17 protein-coding genes and 3 tRNA genes are annotated in these 19,551 nt (G+C 35.8%); 2 read left to right on the top strand and 18 right to left on the bottom strand.

Features of this window, described 5'->3' with window-relative positions; translation table 11 throughout:
• The first annotated feature begins 351 nt into the window (after positions 1-351).
• Positions 352-1,992, top strand: coding sequence for a hypothetical protein (locus A2290_02065; protein ID OGC12790.1), 1,641 nt, complete (start codon positions 352-354; stop codon positions 1,990-1,992).
• Between the two features lie 111 nt (positions 1,993-2,103).
• Entirely contained in the window at positions 2,104-3,114 is a 1,011-nt protein-coding gene (locus A2290_02060) for a hypothetical protein (GenBank protein ID OGC12789.1), read from the top strand.
• Positions 3,115-3,147: 33 nt separating this feature from the next.
• Here A2290_02060 and A2290_02055 read toward each other — a convergent pair whose 3' ends face one another.
• From A2290_02055 to A2290_01970, 18 genes are all read right to left on the bottom strand, one after another.
• Complete coding sequence (locus A2290_02055; GenBank protein OGC12788.1) at positions 3,148-3,456, bottom strand: hypothetical protein; 309 nt, start codon at positions 3,454-3,456, stop codon at positions 3,148-3,150.
• Positions 3,457-3,535: 79 nt separating this feature from the next.
• Positions 3,536-3,609 (bottom strand) — tRNA-Val (locus A2290_02050).
• Between the two features lie 44 nt (positions 3,610-3,653).
• Positions 3,654-4,007: a hypothetical protein gene (locus A2290_02045; protein OGC12787.1), complete on the bottom strand. Its 354-nt coding sequence runs from the start codon at positions 4,005-4,007 to the stop codon at positions 3,654-3,656.
• Positions 4,008-4,166: 159 nt separating this feature from the next.
• Positions 4,167-4,238 (bottom strand) — tRNA-Cys (locus tag A2290_02040).
• A gap of 8 nt (positions 4,239-4,246) precedes the next feature.
• Positions 4,247-4,319 (bottom strand) — tRNA-Gly (locus A2290_02035).
• Between the two features lie 84 nt (positions 4,320-4,403).
• Positions 4,404-4,994 (bottom strand): hypothetical protein, encoded by a 591-nt coding sequence (locus A2290_02030; protein ID OGC12786.1) that lies wholly within the window; start codon positions 4,992-4,994, stop codon positions 4,404-4,406.
• Positions 4,995-5,216: a hypothetical protein gene (locus tag A2290_02025; protein ID OGC12785.1), complete on the bottom strand. Its 222-nt coding sequence runs from the start codon at positions 5,214-5,216 to the stop codon at positions 4,995-4,997.
• A 27-nt stretch (positions 5,217-5,243) separates the two neighbouring features.
• On the bottom strand, positions 5,244-7,328 hold the full coding sequence (locus A2290_02020) for a hypothetical protein (protein ID OGC12784.1): 2,085 nt from the start codon (positions 7,326-7,328) through the stop codon (positions 5,244-5,246).
• 12 nt (positions 7,329-7,340) lie between these two features.
• Positions 7,341-8,447, bottom strand: a complete 1,107-nt coding sequence (locus A2290_02015) for a flagellar biosynthesis protein FlhB (GenBank protein OGC12783.1) — start codon at positions 8,445-8,447, stop codon at positions 7,341-7,343.
• Between the two features lie 65 nt (positions 8,448-8,512).
• Positions 8,513-9,295, bottom strand: coding sequence for a hypothetical protein (locus A2290_02010; protein ID OGC12782.1), 783 nt, complete (start codon positions 9,293-9,295; stop codon positions 8,513-8,515).
• A gap of 2 nt (positions 9,296-9,297) precedes the next feature.
• Positions 9,298-9,567 (bottom strand): flagellar biosynthetic protein FliQ, encoded by a 270-nt coding sequence (locus A2290_02005; GenBank protein ID OGC12781.1) that lies wholly within the window; start codon positions 9,565-9,567, stop codon positions 9,298-9,300.
• Between the two features lie 58 nt (positions 9,568-9,625).
• Positions 9,626-10,363: a flagellar biosynthetic protein FliP gene (locus A2290_02000; GenBank protein ID OGC12780.1), complete on the bottom strand. Its 738-nt coding sequence runs from the start codon at positions 10,361-10,363 to the stop codon at positions 9,626-9,628.
• Positions 10,360-10,659, bottom strand: coding sequence for a hypothetical protein (locus A2290_01995; protein OGC12779.1), 300 nt, complete (start codon positions 10,657-10,659; stop codon positions 10,360-10,362). Before A2290_01995 ends, A2290_02000 begins: the two co-directional genes overlap by 4 nt.
• Before the next feature lie 6 nt (positions 10,660-10,665).
• A complete protein-coding gene (locus A2290_01990) occupies positions 10,666-10,956 on the bottom strand; it encodes a flagellar motor switch protein FliN (protein OGC12778.1) in 291 nt (96 codons plus the stop codon).
• 199 nt (positions 10,957-11,155) lie between these two features.
• Positions 11,156-14,437 (bottom strand): hypothetical protein, encoded by a 3,282-nt coding sequence (locus A2290_01985; GenBank protein ID OGC12777.1) that lies wholly within the window; start codon positions 14,435-14,437, stop codon positions 11,156-11,158.
• A gap of 79 nt (positions 14,438-14,516) precedes the next feature.
• Complete coding sequence (locus A2290_01980; GenBank protein ID OGC12776.1) at positions 14,517-16,268, bottom strand: hypothetical protein; 1,752 nt, start codon at positions 16,266-16,268, stop codon at positions 14,517-14,519.
• A gap of 9 nt (positions 16,269-16,277) precedes the next feature.
• The gene (locus A2290_01975; protein OGC12775.1) at positions 16,278-18,260 is read right to left on the bottom strand and encodes a hypothetical protein; all 1,983 of its coding nucleotides are present in this window, start codon (positions 18,258-18,260) and stop codon (positions 16,278-16,280) included.
• A gap of 24 nt (positions 18,261-18,284) precedes the next feature.
• Positions 18,285-18,863 carry a hypothetical protein gene (locus A2290_01970; GenBank protein OGC12774.1) on the bottom strand — a complete coding sequence of 193 codons (579 nt, stop codon included), beginning with the start codon at positions 18,861-18,863 and terminating at the stop codon, positions 18,285-18,287.
• Positions 18,864-19,551: the final 688 nt, after the last annotated feature.

The raw sequence follows: 19,551 nt of genomic DNA, 5'->3' as shown, positions 1-19,551 counted from the left end.
TGCCTCCAAGGAATGGAAAAGAGCTTTTGAAGGTAATTACCGAAAGTGATGATACGCATGTTTTAGCTTTTGCTATGAGCGAATTAAATAAAGGGAATTTGGGGTATTCTCTAAAAAGTATTGACATGGCTAAAAAGATTCATGGAAAAAAAATATTGGCTCTTTCTTGATTTTTTTGTTGTAAAGCGATATAAAATGCTGTTATTCATTGTTATTCAGTAGTAATATAATAAAACTTAAGCGTTGTTTAATATGAATTTTTGGTTTAAATTATTAATATTTATATTCACCATTTTTCAAATGAATTATTGTTGCACATCATTTGCTGATAATAATAATTTGTCTAATATTATGGTTGACCAACTTGGATATCTGCCTAATCAGTCTAAACAGGGAGTTTTAGTTTTGAGTAGTGAGGGTTCTTCCGAAATATCTTTTGCAATAAAAGATTTGATTTCTAATAAAATTGTTTTTAATGGTAAAACACAACCCTCAATTATCGATGATATGGACAGCGGAGATTCAATTGTTAAACTTGATTTTTCTTCTCTAAATACTCCTGGTACATATTATATAGAAGTTAATCCACAAATTAAATCCTATCCTTTTAAAATAGAGGCTAGAGTTTATAACCCACTATTTCTTGAAACAATGCATGGTTTTTATTTTCAAAGGTGTGGAACTGAGCTTGAAAAGAAATATGCTGGGGAATGGACAGGGGAGGCTTGCCATTTAAATGATGCAATTGTATTAGATTCTGGTAAATATCTTAAATCTGTTGGAGGATGGCATGATGCTGGAGATTATGGTAAAAAAATAGTTCCGGGCGCGGTAACGACAGGCATTTTATTAAAATTGTGTGAATTGTTCCCTTCTAAAATAAATAGTTTTAAACTTGGTATTCCAGATGAAAAATTGCCGGATATTCTTACTGAAATTAAGTATGAATTAGATTGGATGTTTACAATGCAACGACAAGATGGAGGGGTCTATCATCTTATTGTTACTAAAGAATTTCCTACGATAGGAATGCTTCCTCAGAAAGATAAAGCAACAAGATACATTGTTCCTGTATCATCTGCTGCGACTGCTGATTTTGCGGCTGCAATGGCCATGGCATATAGAGTATATAATAAATATGATTCAAAATTTGCTAGAAAGTGTTTGAAAGCTGCTCAAAAGGCATGGGAGTTTTTAGAAAAGAACAAAACAATAGTTCCACAAGGAGGCTATCGTGATCCAAATGGATTTAGGCATACAGGTGGATATGAAGATGAAGATGATCGAGATGAAAGATTTTGGGCAGTAATTGAGTTGCTAAAAACAACAAAAGAAGATAAATATAAAAAATATATAAATAAAATTTATAAAACTTGGAAACCTGTAATCGTTTATCCGTTCTCTTGGAAAGATGTACATGTTTTTGCAGTATTTGAATATTTGACAATAGATGATAAAATTGCAAACCCAAAAATAAAAGATATTTTTGAAAAAGAGTTAATTAATTATGCCAATCAAATTGTTAATAGGATTGATAAAAATGGTTATAATGTAGCTTTGAACTCAAATGATTATTATTGGGGATCAAATGGAGTTGCATTAAGTTATTCTATGCTTTTACTGATGGCCAATGAGACTGCTCCAAGTCAAAAATATGTTGAAGCAGCTCTTGATCAGTTACATTATGTATTAGGAAAAAATTCTTTAAATCTTTCTTTTGTGACGGGAATTGGATCTGTTTTTCCTAAAAATCCTTTATATTATTCGTCTCTTAATAGCTCAAATAAAAACCCTATTGCGGGCTTTCTTGTTGGGGGGCCAAATTCACGGGGGGATGATTCTTATATTTATAATCAAATAACAAAGCGCCACATTCCTCCTGCAAAATGTTATTTAGACAGTTATTACAGTTATTCTACTAACGAGATTTCTATTTATTGGAATGCGCTTTTGGCCTTCGTTAGCGGCTATTTTTTTGGTGATGTAAATTAACCCCGATTATTCACCCCAGAATCAATAACTAACAAATTGTCAAACATTATTCGAGGTATGAATAATCGGGGTTAACCTGAAATTTTAAGGTAAATATGCAAATAATTCAGCATGAGAATAAAAAGGGGACGGACAAGGATAGCAATTGTTTCTGAAAGGATGACGCTCAAAATTCCAAACATTCCGCTTGGAAAAGCAGTTAGAAAATTATCATCGGAATTAAGAGGAATAGCGCAAGATTGTTGGCAAATGAAACAATGGCCTACAAAGGCTTTTTTAAAAGTGGAAGTTGTATCACGAGAACCATTTATTCATTTTTTTGGTATTACTGCGAATAGATTAGAGGCTCGTAATTCTGTTGCATTAGGAGAAATGGTTGTTCCTACTAGATATTCTTTTTTAGGCATTTTAAACGTTATGGAGACGGCAACGCAAAGTGGAATTAATCCTTCTGCATTTGCTAAGGAATTCCGTCTTGGCGGACACACTTTTAGCCATGTTGAAAACTATGGTATTCATGAAGGAAGCCTTAAATTGTTAGATTATGGAGATTCAAAAGCTATTTCTATTTTGCAACTACAATGTCAATCTTTTCGATGGGAGTTGGATATAGTTTATGCTCGACATCAGAGAACGACTGAAAGGATCATAAATAGTCGAGGACAGACGTTTAATGACATAAGTTTTGTAAAAGAAGAAATTGAGAGAAACAGAAACAATCCACAAAAATGGCCTGTTGAATCTGAAGTAGAAGCCAATCTTGCAAGAGAGTTTGCGGCAATGACTTTAAAGGGACTTCAAGAGATTTTTGTAAGCTTGATTAGTTGCGAACATCCTGTCATTGAATCATCTTCTTGTTTTTTAAGTGAAAAACAACCGTTAATTGCCTTCCTAGATAATTTGAGTGGTTCAAGTACAGAAGTGCAACATCATTTTAGAAAACCTTTGGCAAAATTAAAAACATTACAATCAGAGCTAGCAGATGAACGAAGAGAAGGGGATATTACTCCTGATCGCGAAGCAGCTTTGGAAAGAATGATTTTAGGCGCAATAAAATATAAAGCTTTTATGAGAGAGTTGATGATTCGTTGGAATAGAGAAGGTTTTCCAATTGCTACTTAACCCCGATTTCCTAATCGGGGTGAATAATCGGGGTTAAATCCTCCCAATAAAATAACCAAGCAAACTCCCCAAAATCAAAGTCATAATTACAATCGGAATTCTTTGCTTAAATCCGCCTTCAATTATTAATAATACAGGGAGTACTATGAGGAATGGAATAATAATACCTTTGACGATGCTGTTTAACTCAATATTGGAAGTAGTTATAAAAAAGGCCGCAATAAGCCATGTTAAAAAAGCTGCAAGATTGGCGTTCCATGGCAATTTCATAATGAGCATTGGAGTAATATCAATAAGCCCAGCAATAATCCCAAAAATGAGTACCAGATGAATTTTTTCCATGGTTTGGCTCCTTGTGTTTAAATAATTATAGAAATAATAGCCTATCATTACGCCATAAGCTAAAGGCCATTAGCTAGAATGCGCGCTACTGGGATCGAACCAGTGACCCCTTGCCTGTCAAGCAAGTACTCTAACCAGCTGAGCTAAGCGCGCATTCTAGCCTATAGCTTATTGCTAATAGCTTATGGCAAAAAAAATCACGAATTTAACTTTTTGCGAAAAGAAGAAATTTGTTTGCAGAGCATTTCTGCTTTACTCTCAATTGTTTCCTGTATTTTACCATCAACCAATCCCATCTCAAAGGCTAAATCAAAGGCAGCGACAACCTCATAAACTGACCTTAAAGATATTTCCAAAAATCTTCTAAATTCTTTATCAGAATCACAGCCAGACCCTTCTGCAATATTAAGAATTACAGATAAATATGCGCCTCTAGTTTGAAATAAAAGCTCTTTTCTATCATTTTTTAGATTTTTACTTATAACTTCCTCACAAAATTTAGCAAAGTCTTTTGCTTCATTATATATCTTAAAATTCTTAAATCTAAACATTTACTTATTACCCCCCAAGCCATTAGCTATTAGCCATAAGCTATAAGCTATAAGCCATAAGCCAACTTTCTCTTCTCTGCCATAAGCTATAAGCTATAAGCCATAAGCCAACTTTCTCTTCTCTGCCATAAGCTATAAGCTATAAGCCATAAGCCAAACAGGCGCGGGGCGGATTTGAACCGCCGAATGACTGTTTTGCAGACAGTTCCCTTACCGCTTGGGTACCGCGCCGGGAAAAAAGCGGGAGACGGGGTTCGAACCCGCGACATTCAGCTTGGGAAGCTGATACTCTACCAACTGAGCTACTCCCGCTTGTTTAGCCAATAGCTCGTAGCTTATAGCTACGATAAATTATATCATACAAACAAAAAAGCTTTAACCAATAATATGTGTGGTTTACTTAGGCTGGGTCGACTTGACGAACTTTTTCATCTTACGAGTAGCTTCATTGCAAATACGCGAGACTTGCGATTCGGAAAGGCTTATTTCATCTCCAATCTCTTTAAAAGTTTTATCTTCTTTGTAATATTTTTTTACAATTTCTTGTTCTTTTTCACTTAGTTCTTGTAGTGCGCCGTCAACATGCAATATATCATCTGCTTCGTCATGAACTATTGCTTCGCGGTTAAATGCCATGTAAATATGCGCGGCAGAATTGATCCACTCATACATTCCTGAGACCTGATCCATCTTCTTTTTTCTAAGGTAGTCCTGCATAGAACCTTTAAGGCGGATAGAGACATAAGGCCAAAGCTCGCCCCTGCGGGGATCCCATGTTTTTAAAGCGTCGATGAAAGCGATTTTTGCTTCTTGAGCTAAATCTTCAGCTTCGGATTTTCTGATATGCGAAGGGAGTGTAGAGACGTACCAATTTACAGTGCTTTCAATTTGACGTTTATATTTTGTGACGACTTCATCTGAATATTTTAAGAAGCGTTCACGAATAACTTTTATAATGCGATCTTCAATTTGTTCTCTTGATATCATTTATGTCCACCGATTAGCGTCTTTTTTTACAGCAGCCATAAATTCTCCCTCTTTTTCTTCTGGATTTTCGCACTCTTCACTGAATTTTTTAGTGAATTTTTTGGCGAAAGGCCAAAATCTTCTTAGAAGGCCTGTAATTCCTGCGGGGATAGCGAAAAAAATCCCTTCTGTTCGCGATGAGATCTTTGACCCTGATGAAGAAGAACTTACCTTTTTGTCCATTTATCAATTTTAGCAAATTATTTTTTTTTATTCAACAGAAATCATTCCTATGCTTTGTACTTTTACTTGTGGAACAATTTCGTTATAGGACAAAACAGCTATGCTGGGGAAACTTCTTTCGATAAATTTTTTGAAGTGGGGTCTGAGCCTTGGAGAACAGAGGAGAACGGAACTTAGCTTCATTCTTTTAAAATTAAGCAGATGCCTTTGTGTTTGAGTCAAGATTCTCTCTCCCATGTTGGGATCTACGGCCAAAAATGATCCATATTCGGATTGATGAATAGCTCCAATCAGCGTCTCTTCTAGAGAAGGGTCAATTGTTACTACGGTTATAACGTTGTTTTTATCCGTGTATTGTTCGCAAATTTGACGGGCAAGTGATTGACGGACATATTCTGCAAGAACATTTATATCGCGGGATAAATGCGCGTAATCTGCCAATCTTTCAAGGATGGTGGATAAATCCCGAATACTTACACGTTCACGAACCAGCAATTGAAGCACTTTATGTACTTGCCCTAAGGATAGCATGTCTGGTATCAGCTCTCTTACGATTGCGGCGTTCGTATTTTTTACAATTTCTATAAGAGATTGGATGTTTTGTCGGGTCATGATTTCATCTGCAAACCTTTTGATAACTTCCGTGAAATGATTTGTAATTGCTTCTACCGGTTCTATTGAAGGTACTCCTAACTTTTGTAGATCAGGGAGTATGTCGTCGGGCACCCATGTTACAGATTCATTGGTCATGGGATCTTTTGATTCTGAACCTGTAAGTTTTTTTGTTTTGACTTCCGCCAGCCTCATATCAACTCTATGATGACCCATAAATGCTTCTCCTGTTGAAACTTTGGTCCCGCGAATTTCTATAGTATATTGATTTGGAGGAAGAGAAAGATCATCCATTACCCTGACTCCCGGAATAACAAAACCTAAATCTTGTCCTATTTGATACCTGATTAATGTTATACGTTCAAGCAGTGGCCCTTTTTGCGCGGGATCAATTAAGGGGATCAGGTTTCTCCCTGTTTTTAAAGAGAGAGGGTCTAACCCTAATGTGCCAAGAATGCTTTCAGGTTTTTTCATGGCATCTTTGCCCATGCCTTCATCTTTCATCATTTGTGTTTCTTCAGATTTTGTTTGCGATTGAATAAGCGCCATTGCAAGAGTTCCACTTGCTCCTGCAAGACCTAAAAAGGGGAGGGTAGGGATACCGGGAATCAAAGCAAAGAAAGCCAATATTAAAGAGACAAAAGCAAAAGCTCTTGGTTGGGCAAAAAGTTGTCTTGATACATCTGTTCCCAAGCTCATCTCCGAGGCTGATTTTGTAATAACAAGACCTGCGGCAACAGATACAAGGAGTGCTGTGACCTGTGCTAAAATGCCTGCGCCGACAGTGAGTAACGCAAAGGTTGTAAGCGCATCCATTATTCCCAAGCCGCGCTGCAGCCAACCTACAAGTATCCCTCCTATTAAATTGATTATGACGATGATGATTCCCGCAATAGAATCTCCGCGTACAAATTTGTTTGAACCGTCCATACTTCCAAAAAATGTGGCTTCCTGTTCTATTTTACGACGCCTGCCCCTTGCTTCATTGGCGTCTATAAGCCCTGCGTTTAGATCAGCGTCAATTGACATTTGTTTGCCCGGCATAGCATCAAGAGTAAATCTTGCCGCAACTTCCGCGACACGCTCTGACCCCTTTGTGATAACAACGAATTGCACAATTGTTATAATAGTAAAGACTATTGCTCCTACAATATAATCTCCTCCAACTACGAAACTTCCAAAAGCCTGTACAACTTGTCCCGCATTTGAATGAAGAAGTATGAGTCTTGACGCTGCAATATTGAGCGACAGCCTAAAAAGAGTGACGACTAAAAGTATTGATGGAAATGCGGCAAATTCAAGCGGCTCTTTTAAATACATTGCGACAAGCAAAATGAGCAAAGCAAAAGCTATGTTTAAAGTCATAAGAATATCAAGGAGAAAAGGAGGTAGAGGAACTATAATAAGAGCAACTATTCCAATAAGTAGAATTCCAACAAATAGATCAGACCCAGAAAACAAAGATTGCAGATTTTTTAAATCAATTCCTGGGAAAGCCATACGTAGATTCTATCACCCCCGAGGGATGCCAGCAATAGTCTTATTTAATGCTTCTTTATCTTTCTTTTTTTTGTATATATATGCCAAAACTTCTGCCACGGCCTGATATAGTTCTCTTGGTATCTCTTGTCCGACTTTTGTTGTTCTATATATTGAACGGGCTAAAGGTTCGTTTTCAACTACTGGTATTTCATGTTCTTCCGCAATTTGGCGTATTTTTTCTGCATGCTTACGCATTCCCTTTGCCATTAATCTGGGGGCTTTCATTTTGTTTTGCTCATATTTTACAGCACAGGCGACATGTGTGGGGTTTGTTACTACAACATCTGCCTGGGGAACAGATGACATCATTCTCTGGTACGCAATTTGTCTTGCCATGTCTCTTATTCTTTGTTTTACTTGAGGATCTCCTTCTAATCGTTTGTATTCTTCTTTTACTTCTTGTCTTGTCATTTTGAGGTTTTTCATGTATTCCCATCTTCTGTAAAGATAATCCAAAAAAGCAATGATTATGTAAAAAATTCCGACTCGCATGGCAATTGTATATGCAAGGAGTCCTCCAAGCAGCAGGGAATCCCAGGGATTGTTGTCTAATAGAACCATAATATAAGGCAGATCTTTTTTTACTGTTATCCATGCTATATAAAAAACTATAATTATTTTTAAGATTGATTTTATGACTTCTACAAAACCTTGAAGAGAAAACATCTTTTTAAAGCCTTCAAGAGGATTTATTCTTTCAATTTTAGGGGATAGGGGATCACCCGTAAAAACAAATCCCGTTTGCATTGTTTCAACTATTATTGCGGCTAAAAATGTTACAGCAAAAATTGGAATTAAAGCCAAAGCAAAAGCTTTAAGGCCTATTAAAAGAATATAAGAAGCAAAATCAAAAGAGAATTCATTTGCCGATGCTGGAATTTGGGAAAATATCCCTTGCCCCATCTGGACAAGGGAAGTCCAGCTCCCCTCTCCAAAATAACGGAAGACGGAATAACTTAAAAGCAATAACACTGCAGTTGTTACTTCACGGCTTTTTGCAATTTGTCCCTTTTCTCTTGCTTCCCGCAATCTATGGGGAGTAGGTTCTTCTGTTTTATCTCCACCTTGCTCGGCCAATTTTTAAGACCTCCCTAATTTAACGTTTCATCATAAATTAAAATATTAAGGCGAATTGTTGGGGTTTAAGCAATTTTAAGCGCTAAAAGTAATTTTAGCGCTTCTTCTCCCATAATTCCAAGAAGTGACGCTATCTGTTTTACAAGTAAAGGCATTATGAGAAAAAGAGTTAAAAGACCTAAAGATGGTTTGACCTGGAACCCAAGCATGAATACATTTACTTGTGGGGCGACCCTGGAGACTATTCCAAAACAAAAATCGGAAATAAATATTACAAGAATCGCAGGGATGGCAAGTTTGATGGATAGATTTAATAATGTTGCGCCAAGGCCCATTAGTGTTGTTATAAAACTTGGTGATGCCAGATTAATTACGGCGGGAGCTGGGATCATATTGAAACTTTGATGAAGAATAGAAAGGAATAAATGATGCCCATCTACGGCGAAAAAAATAACTATTCCAGTAAAAAATAATGCGCGGCCCATTATCGAAACAGCGCCTCCAAATACAGGGTCAAAGGATTGCGCGACAGAAAGACCCATTTGGAGGTCTATAAGTTCTCCCGCGCTTTGTATTGAAAGGAAGATTATGTTACACGCGAATCCGATCGTAAAACCCAACATAACTTCTGTTGTTAACGCAAGGACGAAACCTATAAGATTCTGAGGCATTAATTCTATTTTTATGGGAGTTACAAACCAAAGTATCAGGGATATCCATATTGCAAGAGCAGTTTTGCCTAAGGTTGGAAATGATCTGCTGGATAAAATGGGAGCTTGAATAAAGATTCCTGCTACTCTGGCTATTATGAAAAAAAATACTTGTATTTGCGGAATGGTAATTATCATTTTTATCTGACCATGTTGGGGATGGATGACCACAGAGTTGCTGTAAAGTCTATAAGGAGAGACATTATCCAAGGGAAGGTTACGGCTAGTAAAAGTAGGACAGCAATAACTTTTGGCACAAAAGTTAAGGTTTGTTCTTGAATCTGAGTAACCGCCTGAAAGAGACTTATTATAAAGCCTACAAGCAAACCTATTCCCACTATTGGCAAGGAGACGATGAGAACTGTCATTATCCCTTGATTCATTACTTGAACGATAAAATCTTGGTTCATTTTTGCGGCTCCAATTTTATTTAAAGAAACATGAAAATGCGCGTTTTCTTGGGAAAATTTACCTAAAACTCATTAATAATCCCCGTGTTATTAAATTCCATCCGTCAACTAAGACAAACAGTAATATTTTAAACGGGAGTGAAACCATGACGGGGGATAACATAAACATTCCCAGGGATAATAAAATATTTGCTACGACCAGATCTATTATGATAAATGGTATAAACAACAAAAAGCCTATTTGAAAAGAAGTTTTAAGCTCTGAAATCATAAAAGCCGGAATTACAACATATAAAGGAACATCCTCCGCCTTTTTAGGGGGTTCGATATTGGAAAACTTCACAAAGAGAGCAAGATCATTTTCTCTAACTTGTCTCAACATAAACATTTTCAAAGGTTCGGACCCTGCTTTAAATGCCTGCATTTCTGAAAATTTTCCTTGATTGTAGGGTTCTATCGCTTTTTTATTTACCTCTTGCCAAACGGGATTCATTACAAAAATAGTCATAAACACGGCGATTCCTACAAGAACTGATGTTGGTGGAACCTGTTGTGTTCCGATAGCAGTCCTTACCAAAGAAAAAACTATAATTATCCTTAAAAACCCGGTTACGGAAATAAGAAAGAATGGGACTAAGGAGATGAGCGCTATTCCTATTATCATTTGTATGCTTGATGAGAATTGCGGGGAATTCATAATTGAATTTAAGTTTATTTGTCCGGCTATCTGACCTTGTGGCGCGGCAAGGGCGAAGCTGGGCAACAGCAGGAAGACAAAGAACCAAATTTTTTTCAACCTAGTTCTCCCTCTTTAAATTTATCAATTAAAGTGACATTTTTGTTGCTTACGGCCAAAAGATATGTATAACTTTCAATTTTTAACGAGTATACCGTTACCTGAGGTTCAAGTCCCATTCGGTCTGTTACTTGCATAAGCTTCCCTTTTGGCACTATTTGTTGCAGTCTTGGCAGTAGATATTTTGCGGCAACATAGATTAATCCGATTACAATTGCAAGAGATAGAAGCACCTGGATTATGTAACCGAATGTTACGATTGGTGTTTGATGTAAAGTTAAAGCTTCGTATGTCATATTTTTTTACTTTAGCAAAACGTTAGTAATTCTAATTCCATAATTATCATCAATTGCAACAACTTCTCCTTGAGCAATTACAGACCCGCCTACTTTTATATCCAGAGGCTCGCCTGCCAGGCGGTCAAGCTCAATTATGGAACCTTCCGCAATTTCTAATATTTCTCTTAATGTAAGCTTTGATTTTCCAAGTTCGGCTGTTACCTCAATTGGAATATCAGAAAGTGTCCCTTCCCCAATCCTCATCCCTTTTCCTTCCGCATCTAATTCCGGAAACTGAACCGTTTTTACTTCCATTCCTGTACCTCCTTCTTAAGCTGCAAAGGGGTAAGTTTTTTGTATGTGATAAATTATAGCAATTCTTGTTTGTTACGTAAAGAGATATTAAATTGAGATATTAACCTCGATTATTCATCCCTGGAAAAATTTCCAACACTCTGTTAGAATCCTGTTCGTTTATGAACCCCGATTTCCTAATCGGGGTGAATAATCGGGGTTAAATTTTTTGTTTGAGCGGCAAATTTATTGTAAAAGTAGTCCCTTTCCCTTGTATAGAAGAGACTTCCATTGTACCGCTATGACTCTCAATAATGCTTTTGGAAATTGTCAGCCCAAGTCCCGTTCCCGCGGATTTTGTGGTAAAAAAAGGATCAAATAGTTTTTTTAAGTTTTCTTTTGAAATCCCATGTCCGGTATCTGATATCGTGATTTTTATACCACAAAGAGTGCTATCTATCTTTTGCCCTTCCCCTGTTGTTATTTTTAATTCTCCTCCTTCCGGCATTGCTTGGATAGCGTTTAATATTAAGTTGGAAAAAACTTGCGTAAGCTGGTCTGTATCACATTTTATTTGTGGGAGTTCCGCGTAATTTGTTGTAATTTTTATGCCATTGTTTTTGGCTTGTTCGTAAAAGTATTTTACATCTTTATCTATCAATTTATTAATATCTGTTTCTATAAATTGAGGAGCTGTAGATCTTGCAAAATTTAAAAGTGATTCAATTACTCTGTCTATTCGAGAGACCTCTTTTGGGATTATCTCTATGATTTTCCCTCTGAATTCCTTGTCATCATATTTTAACGGCAATAATTGCGAAAGAACTTTCATGGAAGAGAGAGGATTTTTTATTTCATGGGCCATACTGGCGGCCATTGTTCCCAAGGCGTTTATTTTATCTGTTTGCTTTAATTTTTCTTTTAGTGAGCGTATTTGTGCAAGATTAGTTATGGTAAGCAATACTCCTGTTATTTTTTCCTGGGAATTTTTAAGGAGGGTGCTTGTTAAAGATATGGGCATTGATTCCTTGTCTTCTGGTATTATGTTTGCTTCAAAATTGGTAAAACATTTATTGTTTAACGCGGCGTAAATGGTGAGTGATATGGGGTTTTCAGGGGAAAAGATATTTTTAAAGTTTTTGCCTATAATATCTTTTGTTATAAGTCCGGTTATATGTTCTGCCATGGGATTAAACGTTATAATAGATCCTTCCGTGCTTATGGTTAAAACTCCTGATGGCATGGTGTCTAAGATGTCTTGCGTATAATTTTTTATAGAGAGGACCTCTTCGTATAAATTTGTATTCTCAAAAGCCGTGGAAATATGTTTTGCAAGTGTAATTAACAAAGTTATCTCTTCCAGCGTATAAGTATCTCCCAAAAGCTTGCTTCCCAGAAATATTATGCCTGTAAGTTCTTCTCCTGAAAATATAGGGACCCATAAAGAACCTCCCAGGCTTTCCATCTCTTCTTTTATATCTAAAAGGCTTAACAATTCGGGATTATCCTTTTTTCTTAAAGCTTGCAGTCTTAAAATTTCTGATTTTATTTCATCGTCAAAAAGGACATCTTTTGTTGTTTTTAGCCCATTTGCAATAGGGCTGTGTTGGTCTATTTCAATCCTTTTATATTTGCTTTCTCCTTCTGAAAATTCTATAGGGACAGAGATATATCTTGCCTTACCTTTGTTTAGTATAAGCAAAGCTACTTCGGATGTATGCATTATTTTTGTAAAGGTTGAAGCTAGTAGTTTGGCGAGATCATCCATTCTGATCTGAATTGCGATTTTGTGGCTTATTTCTTTTAGCACTTTTTTATAATCGTAGTGTTTTGGATAAAAATATTTGCTGGTTGTATTTTTAAGGAAAGTTAAAAGAGGATGAAAAAAAATCGCGATGATGATCGCGACTAATCCTGAAACCAAAGTGGAATTATATCCAAAAGTCCTTTTAAGGAGCTGTTCGGAAAGTACAACCATAAAAACATATGTGGCGATTATAAGTGAGGTAAGAGTTGTATAGATAACTCCCTTTTGTATAACGATTTCTATATCCATAAGTCGGTGGCGGACTATTGTGTAGGCTGTAACCCCGATGAATATTATGGTAGAGCCGGGGCCGATTAAAATAAATTGTGTTATTCCTATGGTTGGTAGTAATAAATTTGTGATAAGACCAATTATTGCATTTAAGGCGAAACCAAAAAATATATATCTTAGCTGTATTGCCTGTGTCCCATGGCTTTTTTTTAGGCTTCTGTATAAATTAAAAAAGGCAAGGGAGAAAAATATAAAAAAATATCCGACAAATAAAGGCTGTGCCCAGCCGACCATATATTCATGTTTATTCTCAATGAGTTTTATCCCGGTTATGATCTTATTGGTTATAATAAATAAGGTCAATAATAATGCAGGGACAAAAATAAGAAGTTTTTCTAAACTCAAAACTTTTTTGGGTTCATAAGGAAAAACTTTACTAAAATATAAAAACAGAGCAGGAACAAAGACCATGGAAATATTAATGCTTTTTAGCCAGAAAAAGTTTGTTGGGTCAGCATAGAGATATTTAAGCATGAAAGTAAATAAATTCCAAAATACCAAACTAATGGATATCAAAGTAAATGAAATATTTTTCCCGTTATTTCTGTCTGCTGTATAAATAAGTATTGAAAGGAAAATAAGGGAAGTGCTTACTATGAAAGTGAAAATAAAATCAAATCTACCTACTAAAATACATGCTATTATTCCAATTCCAATGATTATGCCGAAAGTTATGAAGCCGATATTCTTCCAATAGTTTTTACATCCAAAAAGGCCATGTCTAACCATTGCAAGGCTTATAAAATGATCTATTATAAGAGTTAAGGCCGGAGCTATAGTGAAAAATTTAATTATGCCAAAAATAGGCATAATTAAAGTAATAAATGCGGCTAAAAATATTGTGATGCCAACCCCAGTTAATATGTAGAAGAGTTGTCTTTTTTCATTGCCGGAATAAGACAAATATTTTTTATAAAGGTTGTAAGAAAAAGCTATAAAATAAGAAATAAGATATACAGTAAAAAAATCATACAAAATGCCTAAATTAGGGTGTCCAATAAAAGGGAACTTAGGATTTTCTATAGTGTAAGAAGTAATCATGAGGGGAGAAAAAATAGATGCTACAGCAAAAAATATGCCCGGAACAAAGCAAATAAATTTCCATAAAAAAGAAGGTTTTTTTTCGCTCTCAGGGAAAATTAAAGAAAAATAAAGCAAAAAACCCGCAATAAGAGACGATCCTATTGGGGTTAATCTTCTAAAAACCAGGGCTAAATTTGGGTCTTTTAGCCTAAGAAATAAAAGAAAAGTTATAGACCAAAATGATATTAAAAACAATATAAAAGAAAAAAGGCGATTGGAATTATTGCGCGGGTTTGTAAAAAATATAAATATCCCCAACCCTAGATTGATGATAATTGGGATCAAAAGAATTAAACTATTTAAATCTATCAGTATATCCACTTATTAAAAGATTATAGGAGCTTGAAATCAAAAGGTCAATTTGAATTTGAGTTAGTTAATAAGGCGTTTCACATGACATCTATTTGTTTGCATGATTTACTTTCTTTATTAAGTCTTCCATTCCTCTCCAGTTTCCAGTGAAAAGGTCGAAAAATGTTTGGTTATATAGGCCTTTGGCTGTAACTCCTGTTAAATGAGCCATTAATGCTTCTGGGTCGGTTAATGACATCAAAAACTCTTTTTGCTTTAATTCTTCATATAGCTTTTGCGCTTCAGCGGCAAATTGTTTATAACTTAAGCCGTTTACCTTCCACGGAAGAGGGTCCCAATATCTTGGTGGGAATAAGAGACGAATTTTATATTCAAGCAAATAACGGAGTATCTCAGGATCATTGAATTTGGGTTTAGGTTTAAGACCTAAGGAGGCAAGCATCTTATCCATTGTTGATGGATATAGCATTTCAATGTTGTATCTTTCAGGATGACGTGCATATTCTGTCCCAGGGTAAACACCTAAAAATTGAAGCGGAATAGAATCGGGTTGCGTTTCTGTTAAAAAGCTTACCGTTTCTGCTCTTGTGTCGGCGGTGTCAAAAGGGGCTGGATAAATTAAGCTTCCAACCATAAAAATGCCGGCCCTTTTTCCCGCACCAATTACCTCTGCGATTCTTTCTTTTGAAACTTTTTTATTCATAGCATCAAGTATTCCTTGGCTTCCTGATTCAATGCCAATAAATAAGCTATAAAGACCGGCTTCTTTAAGATTTGAGAAGGTAGTGGTATCAGCATCTTTTGCCCTCATAAAAGCGGTAAAATTCAAATGAAGATCTCTTCTCATTATTTCTTCAGCAATTTCAGTAAGGGATTTTCCCGGAGTGCTGGATCCCCCTAATCTGAAATTCGAAATCCCATATTTTTTTTGAGAATACTCAAATTCATCAACAATTCGTTGTGGGGTTTTTGTCCGCGGATTTCTTCCGCTAATTGATGGATGAGCGCAGAAATTGCATGCGTTATCACAGCCGCGCCTATCTTCTACCACAATCATGTTGATTTTTTGATCGCCTTCCATTGATGAATAAACTCCAGGATCATATATTGGGAAAGGCAGTTCATTGAGGTTGAAGATATTTCTAGTGGAAGTATAAAGAGGTGTTCCTTCTGTTGATCTATAAAATATATTTGGCACATCACTGAGAGGGTGGGTGCTTAACGAGGCTTCGGCTAGAGGAACAATAGTTGCTTCCCCATCTCCTATTGCCAGCGCATCAAAAACTTTTGTTTCTCCGAAAATAAAGTCTTTGAAAAATTTAACTTGCGGACCTCCGGCAAAGATAGAAACATGAGGAAGAATTCTTTTTAATTCTTCTGCAATTCTAACTGATCCGCTATATCCATCTCCATTCCAAAGTTTAAATCCTATAAAAGGATTTTCTGCTTGATTAACCTGGGCTGAAATTTCCTGTGCAATTTCTATCTCTGTTTTAACCCTAACTTTTTCAAGCTTATGAGAAAACATTTTTAGTTGACTGAAATACCACGCGAGTTTTATTGCGTTACGAGTTGATAGACTTCCTTTTTCTTTTTTTTCGCGAGTTAACTCTTCAATGCCATGCAATATGGCTGTCAATTTTTGATTGATTTTATACGGAACTAGTCGACGCATTAAATCTGTAGTTCCGTAATCAAGAATTCTAGCTTTGTGTCCTGCATCATGAAGATTTCCTGCTAAGCTTGCCAGCCCATTATCTGGCATAAATGAGGTTGGTGAGAAAGGATATCCTGGATAACTTATCAAAAAACAAGTTGCACGATTATTATAAGTTTTCATTTTTAATGTTCATCTCCTAAATATTTTTATCCAAAACAGATCCCAAACAGTTTTTAAATTTGCTCCTATTGTGCCATTGCCGACAAGATGAATTCGTCCGTTATTTTCTATTGCTTCTTTCACAAGCTGTTTGATTTTTGCGTCCTCTTGCTGTCGTCGTTTTTTTAATAAAAATCTTAAAATAGGTTTTCGTAAAACAATGTTTTCTTCTTCTTCAACCAACGCTATTCTTCCTTTATAGGCGTTATATTCCATTCCTCGGCTATCTGCTTTTCCTTTAGAGGCGGCATTAATGATTAATTTTTGTTCATATGTTAATTCTTGCCCACGAATAACTCTCAAGATTGAAACATCTTTAGCCATTAAAAAATCTCTTATAACTCTAAGGCTTTGTGTTGCAGCATCCAAAGGCATCCCGTGGATAAGCATATACCAAAATCCCTTGAAAAATCCTCTATCTGCCCAATCTCTCTTATATATTGCATTAAATATGTTCCGAATTATAGCTAATTGCATTTTGCCCCCGCGCAATTCACTTTTAAGCATAACTTGAGGTATTTCTAAAACGACTCCAACCCCCTCAAGATTATCCATGACGGAGCATGAAATAACTCCCTTTATATCTTCTTCATGTGAAGGATCGCCTTCCGGGAGTATTAAATATCGAGGTTCTATAACTCTTTTTATTATACTTGCGTCATCCAGAGATAAAAGAGAAATCATTTCTTCTCTTGACTTGTCTTTCATCTCTTCTGTATTTTTATAAATATCAATAACTACTTCTCTGAACCAATCGACAACCGCGGGAATTTTTTTATAAAATGCTTTTAAAGGATATTCAATAATTCTAATTCTATGCCCACGAAAAACAAAGAGCCGCCCTTGTTTTAATATATCTAGTTTTTGTTCTCGGGAAAGAGGTAGAAATGTTTCTGATTTTTGATCTTCAGTGGGAGGGGTTGCGTTTGTTATCTTTACTGTATTTACACCCTTGTTTAAAGCTTCTTCTTCTTTTTTTATTTTCTTAAAAGCTAAAGAGATTTGGATTAAATAGTTTTTTATTGATTCGGCCGCCCTTTTTTCTTCAGCAGCATCTGCAAAACAACTTTCTTTATCGGCATGGATTGACATAACTATTGGCCGTTCACCTGAGAGTACTCCTCTAAATATTGTCAAAAAAGTGATTCCTCTTTTTATGTCCGCAGCAGCCTTTTCTGCGTTAAAGGGGAACCCATGGTCAATAAACGTTTTAGGGTCTCTAAGATCCATTATAAAGGATTCAAATTTTCTTAGGGAAGAAGTAACATCTTTTATCGAATAGAAAGATGCCCCTTCAGGAGGTAAGTTTATTTCCATGTTAACTATTTCTTCTTTGGTAGTAGGATCTATTTTAAAAAGGACTCTTGCTTGTCTTGTTTCAGGCTTAATATTATAGTAAATCGCGGGATAAAAACCATAATCGGCGTGAAGTTTTCTACAGGTTGCTATCACTTCCTCTTCAACAAAGGCAGCTCCTTTGCTTTGATCAGTTAAAATTGTATCGAGTCTTTTAGTAGCTTGAAGCAGCATATCTTCTAACTTCTTGATTTGAGTTTGAATCTTAAATTTTAATATTGAAGACAATTCTTGTGGCAGGGTTCTTAAAAGAGATGAGGATGCTTTCTTTTTAAAAAAGGAGTCTAATCTTGAAGTGCTTAGATCAAGAATATTTCTATTTTCCCCTACAATAAAAAAATCTATTCCTTTTTCATCTATTTGATACAATTTGTATTTCCTCATTTCTTTGAAAGGGGCTAGTCCAACAATATTTGTGATTGTGTGTTTTTCTTGGGCAATGGCAAATAATCTTTGCAGTTGTTCTTTGTAAGCAACTGCTTTTATTGACTTGTAGGTAATAAGATTTCTTTGGGCGTTAAAAGAAAATCTTCCTGTGTAACTCAGGAAGAGTGGAGGCCGTTTATTTTTTGAACAAGATAATGAATTGTCACTCATTTTTATTTCCAAAATTAATAGTTTTTACAGGCTTGGAGCTAAGTCTTCAAAAAGTTTCCAGCGAACTTGTGCGGGTTTTATCTGAAAAGTATGAACATCCAAAAGAGAAAGTGTTAATATACTATTAATTAATTCAAAGCTTATAAGTTCTCCTCCGGCCATATAAATTTCTCTGTTTCTTAACCTAATTGATTCCTCTATTTCTTTATATTCGGCAAAGCTTAACTCTTGATACACTATACGTTTTCCATCCACATCTACTGCTAATTTTATACCCCTAAGACTTTCATTAAAGAATTGGCACCATTGGTCTTCATTCATGTCAAACTTTTGAATTAAACGGTTGAAATCCACCCTCATTATCATAGATACTGAGGGTGGAATTATATTAAAGGTTAAATGTTCTTCATCTCCAGTTCCTGCTTCTTTTAACGCATCTCTAAATTTTTCCATAACATATTTATAAAATCCGCAAAAACCTTTATATTGCGCGGGACTTTTAAGGTATAAACTTCTAAAAAAGAATACTGGTGGATTGCTTATCCCCATATCTCCTAATTCTTGCTCAAGATGCAAAATTTTATCTAAGCTTCGAGGAGGCATTGTAGCTTTAACTGCACTAATAGGCATACCATGATGGTGAATTAACATTTTTTCCCTTCTTTTCAAATATTCTTCGAGAGTTTATGCAAAAAATTTCATGTTTTTTTATATCCAGGTTCTTTGGGACTGTCGCGAAATGACAGTTTTTGCAATTTGTCATCCCCGCGAAAGCGGGGATCTATCTTGTTTTCTGAGAAGTAGATTCCCGTTTTCACGGGAATGACCATTTCGCAACAGTCCCTCTTTGCCAAAAAATCAACTTTTTTAATGAGCCTTTGTAAGAATCTTTTGTTAACCCTGATTATGAACCCCGATTAGGAACTCGGGGTTCATACCTGGGAAAATTTCCAACACTCTGCTAGAATTCTGTTCGTCTATGAATAATCGGGGTTAAGACGATGTTATGTGGTAAATCGCACCTTAACCCTTATTTGTGGCATTTATAAATCTGCTCCCGGGTTTTTAAGGTGTCTGCTTATCTATAACTTTATGATTATATTATAGCATTTTAAAAATAAATTTGACAAAAAATCTGAATTATTTTATCTAAAATCATACATAATCATAAATTATGCGCGGGCTTGTTGCGTAATGACAGCTTCCGCAATTTGTCATCCCCGCGAAAGCGGGGATCCATCTTCTTTTTCTTCTTCATCTAAATCCAAATCTAGATCAAGGTCATCTTCGT

It is taken from the genome of candidate division WOR-1 bacterium RIFOXYB2_FULL_36_35, from assembly GCA_001771505.1.
Classification (GTDB): domain Bacteria; phylum Margulisbacteria; class WOR-1; order XYC2-FULL-46-14; family XYC2-FULL-37-10; genus XYB2-FULL-36-35.
The sequence above is the reverse complement of the archived record's forward strand: the minus strand, read 5'-3'. Positions and strand labels throughout refer to the sequence as shown.

What these genes read in the sequence shown, in the direction of transcription:
- A2290_02065 (OGC12790.1), top strand. Translation starts at nt 352, where the DNA reads ATGGTTGACCAACTTGGATATCTGCCTAATCAGTCTAAACAGGGAGTT.
- A2290_02060 (OGC12789.1), top strand. Translation starts at nt 2,104, where the DNA reads ATGAGAATAAAAAGGGGACGGACAAGGATAGCAATTGTTTCTGAAAGG.
- A2290_02055 (OGC12788.1), bottom strand. Translation starts at nt 3,456, where the DNA reads ATGGAAAAAATTCATCTGGTACTCATTTTTGGGATTATTGCTGGGCTT.
- A2290_02045 (OGC12787.1), bottom strand. Translation starts at nt 4,007, where the DNA reads ATGTTTAGATTTAAGAATTTTAAGATATATAATGAAGCAAAAGACTTT.
- A2290_02030 (OGC12786.1), bottom strand. Translation starts at nt 4,994, where the DNA reads ATGATATCAAGAGAACAAATTGAAGATCGCATTATAAAAGTTATTCGT.
- A2290_02025 (OGC12785.1), bottom strand. Translation starts at nt 5,216, where the DNA reads ATGGACAAAAAGGTAAGTTCTTCTTCATCAGGGTCAAAGATCTCATCG.
- A2290_02020 (OGC12784.1), bottom strand. Translation starts at nt 7,328, where the DNA reads ATGGCTTTCCCAGGAATTGATTTAAAAAATCTGCAATCTTTGTTTTCT.
- A2290_02010 (OGC12782.1), bottom strand. Translation starts at nt 9,295, where the DNA reads ATGATAATTACCATTCCGCAAATACAAGTATTTTTTTTCATAATAGCC.
- A2290_02005 (OGC12781.1), bottom strand. Translation starts at nt 9,567, where the DNA reads ATGAACCAAGATTTTATCGTTCAAGTAATGAATCAAGGGATAATGACA.
- A2290_01995 (OGC12779.1), bottom strand. Translation starts at nt 10,659, where the DNA reads ATGACATACGAAGCTTTAACTTTACATCAAACACCAATCGTAACATTC.
- A2290_01990 (OGC12778.1), bottom strand. Translation starts at nt 10,956, where the DNA reads ATGGAAGTAAAAACGGTTCAGTTTCCGGAATTAGATGCGGAAGGAAAA.
- A2290_01980 (OGC12776.1), bottom strand. Translation starts at nt 16,268, where the DNA reads ATGAAAACTTATAATAATCGTGCAACTTGTTTTTTGATAAGTTATCCA.
- A2290_01975 (OGC12775.1), bottom strand. Translation starts at nt 18,260, where the DNA reads ATGAGTGACAATTCATTATCTTGTTCAAAAAATAAACGGCCTCCACTC.
- A2290_01970 (OGC12774.1), bottom strand. Translation starts at nt 18,863, where the DNA reads ATGCCTCCTCGAAGCTTAGATAAAATTTTGCATCTTGAGCAAGAATTA.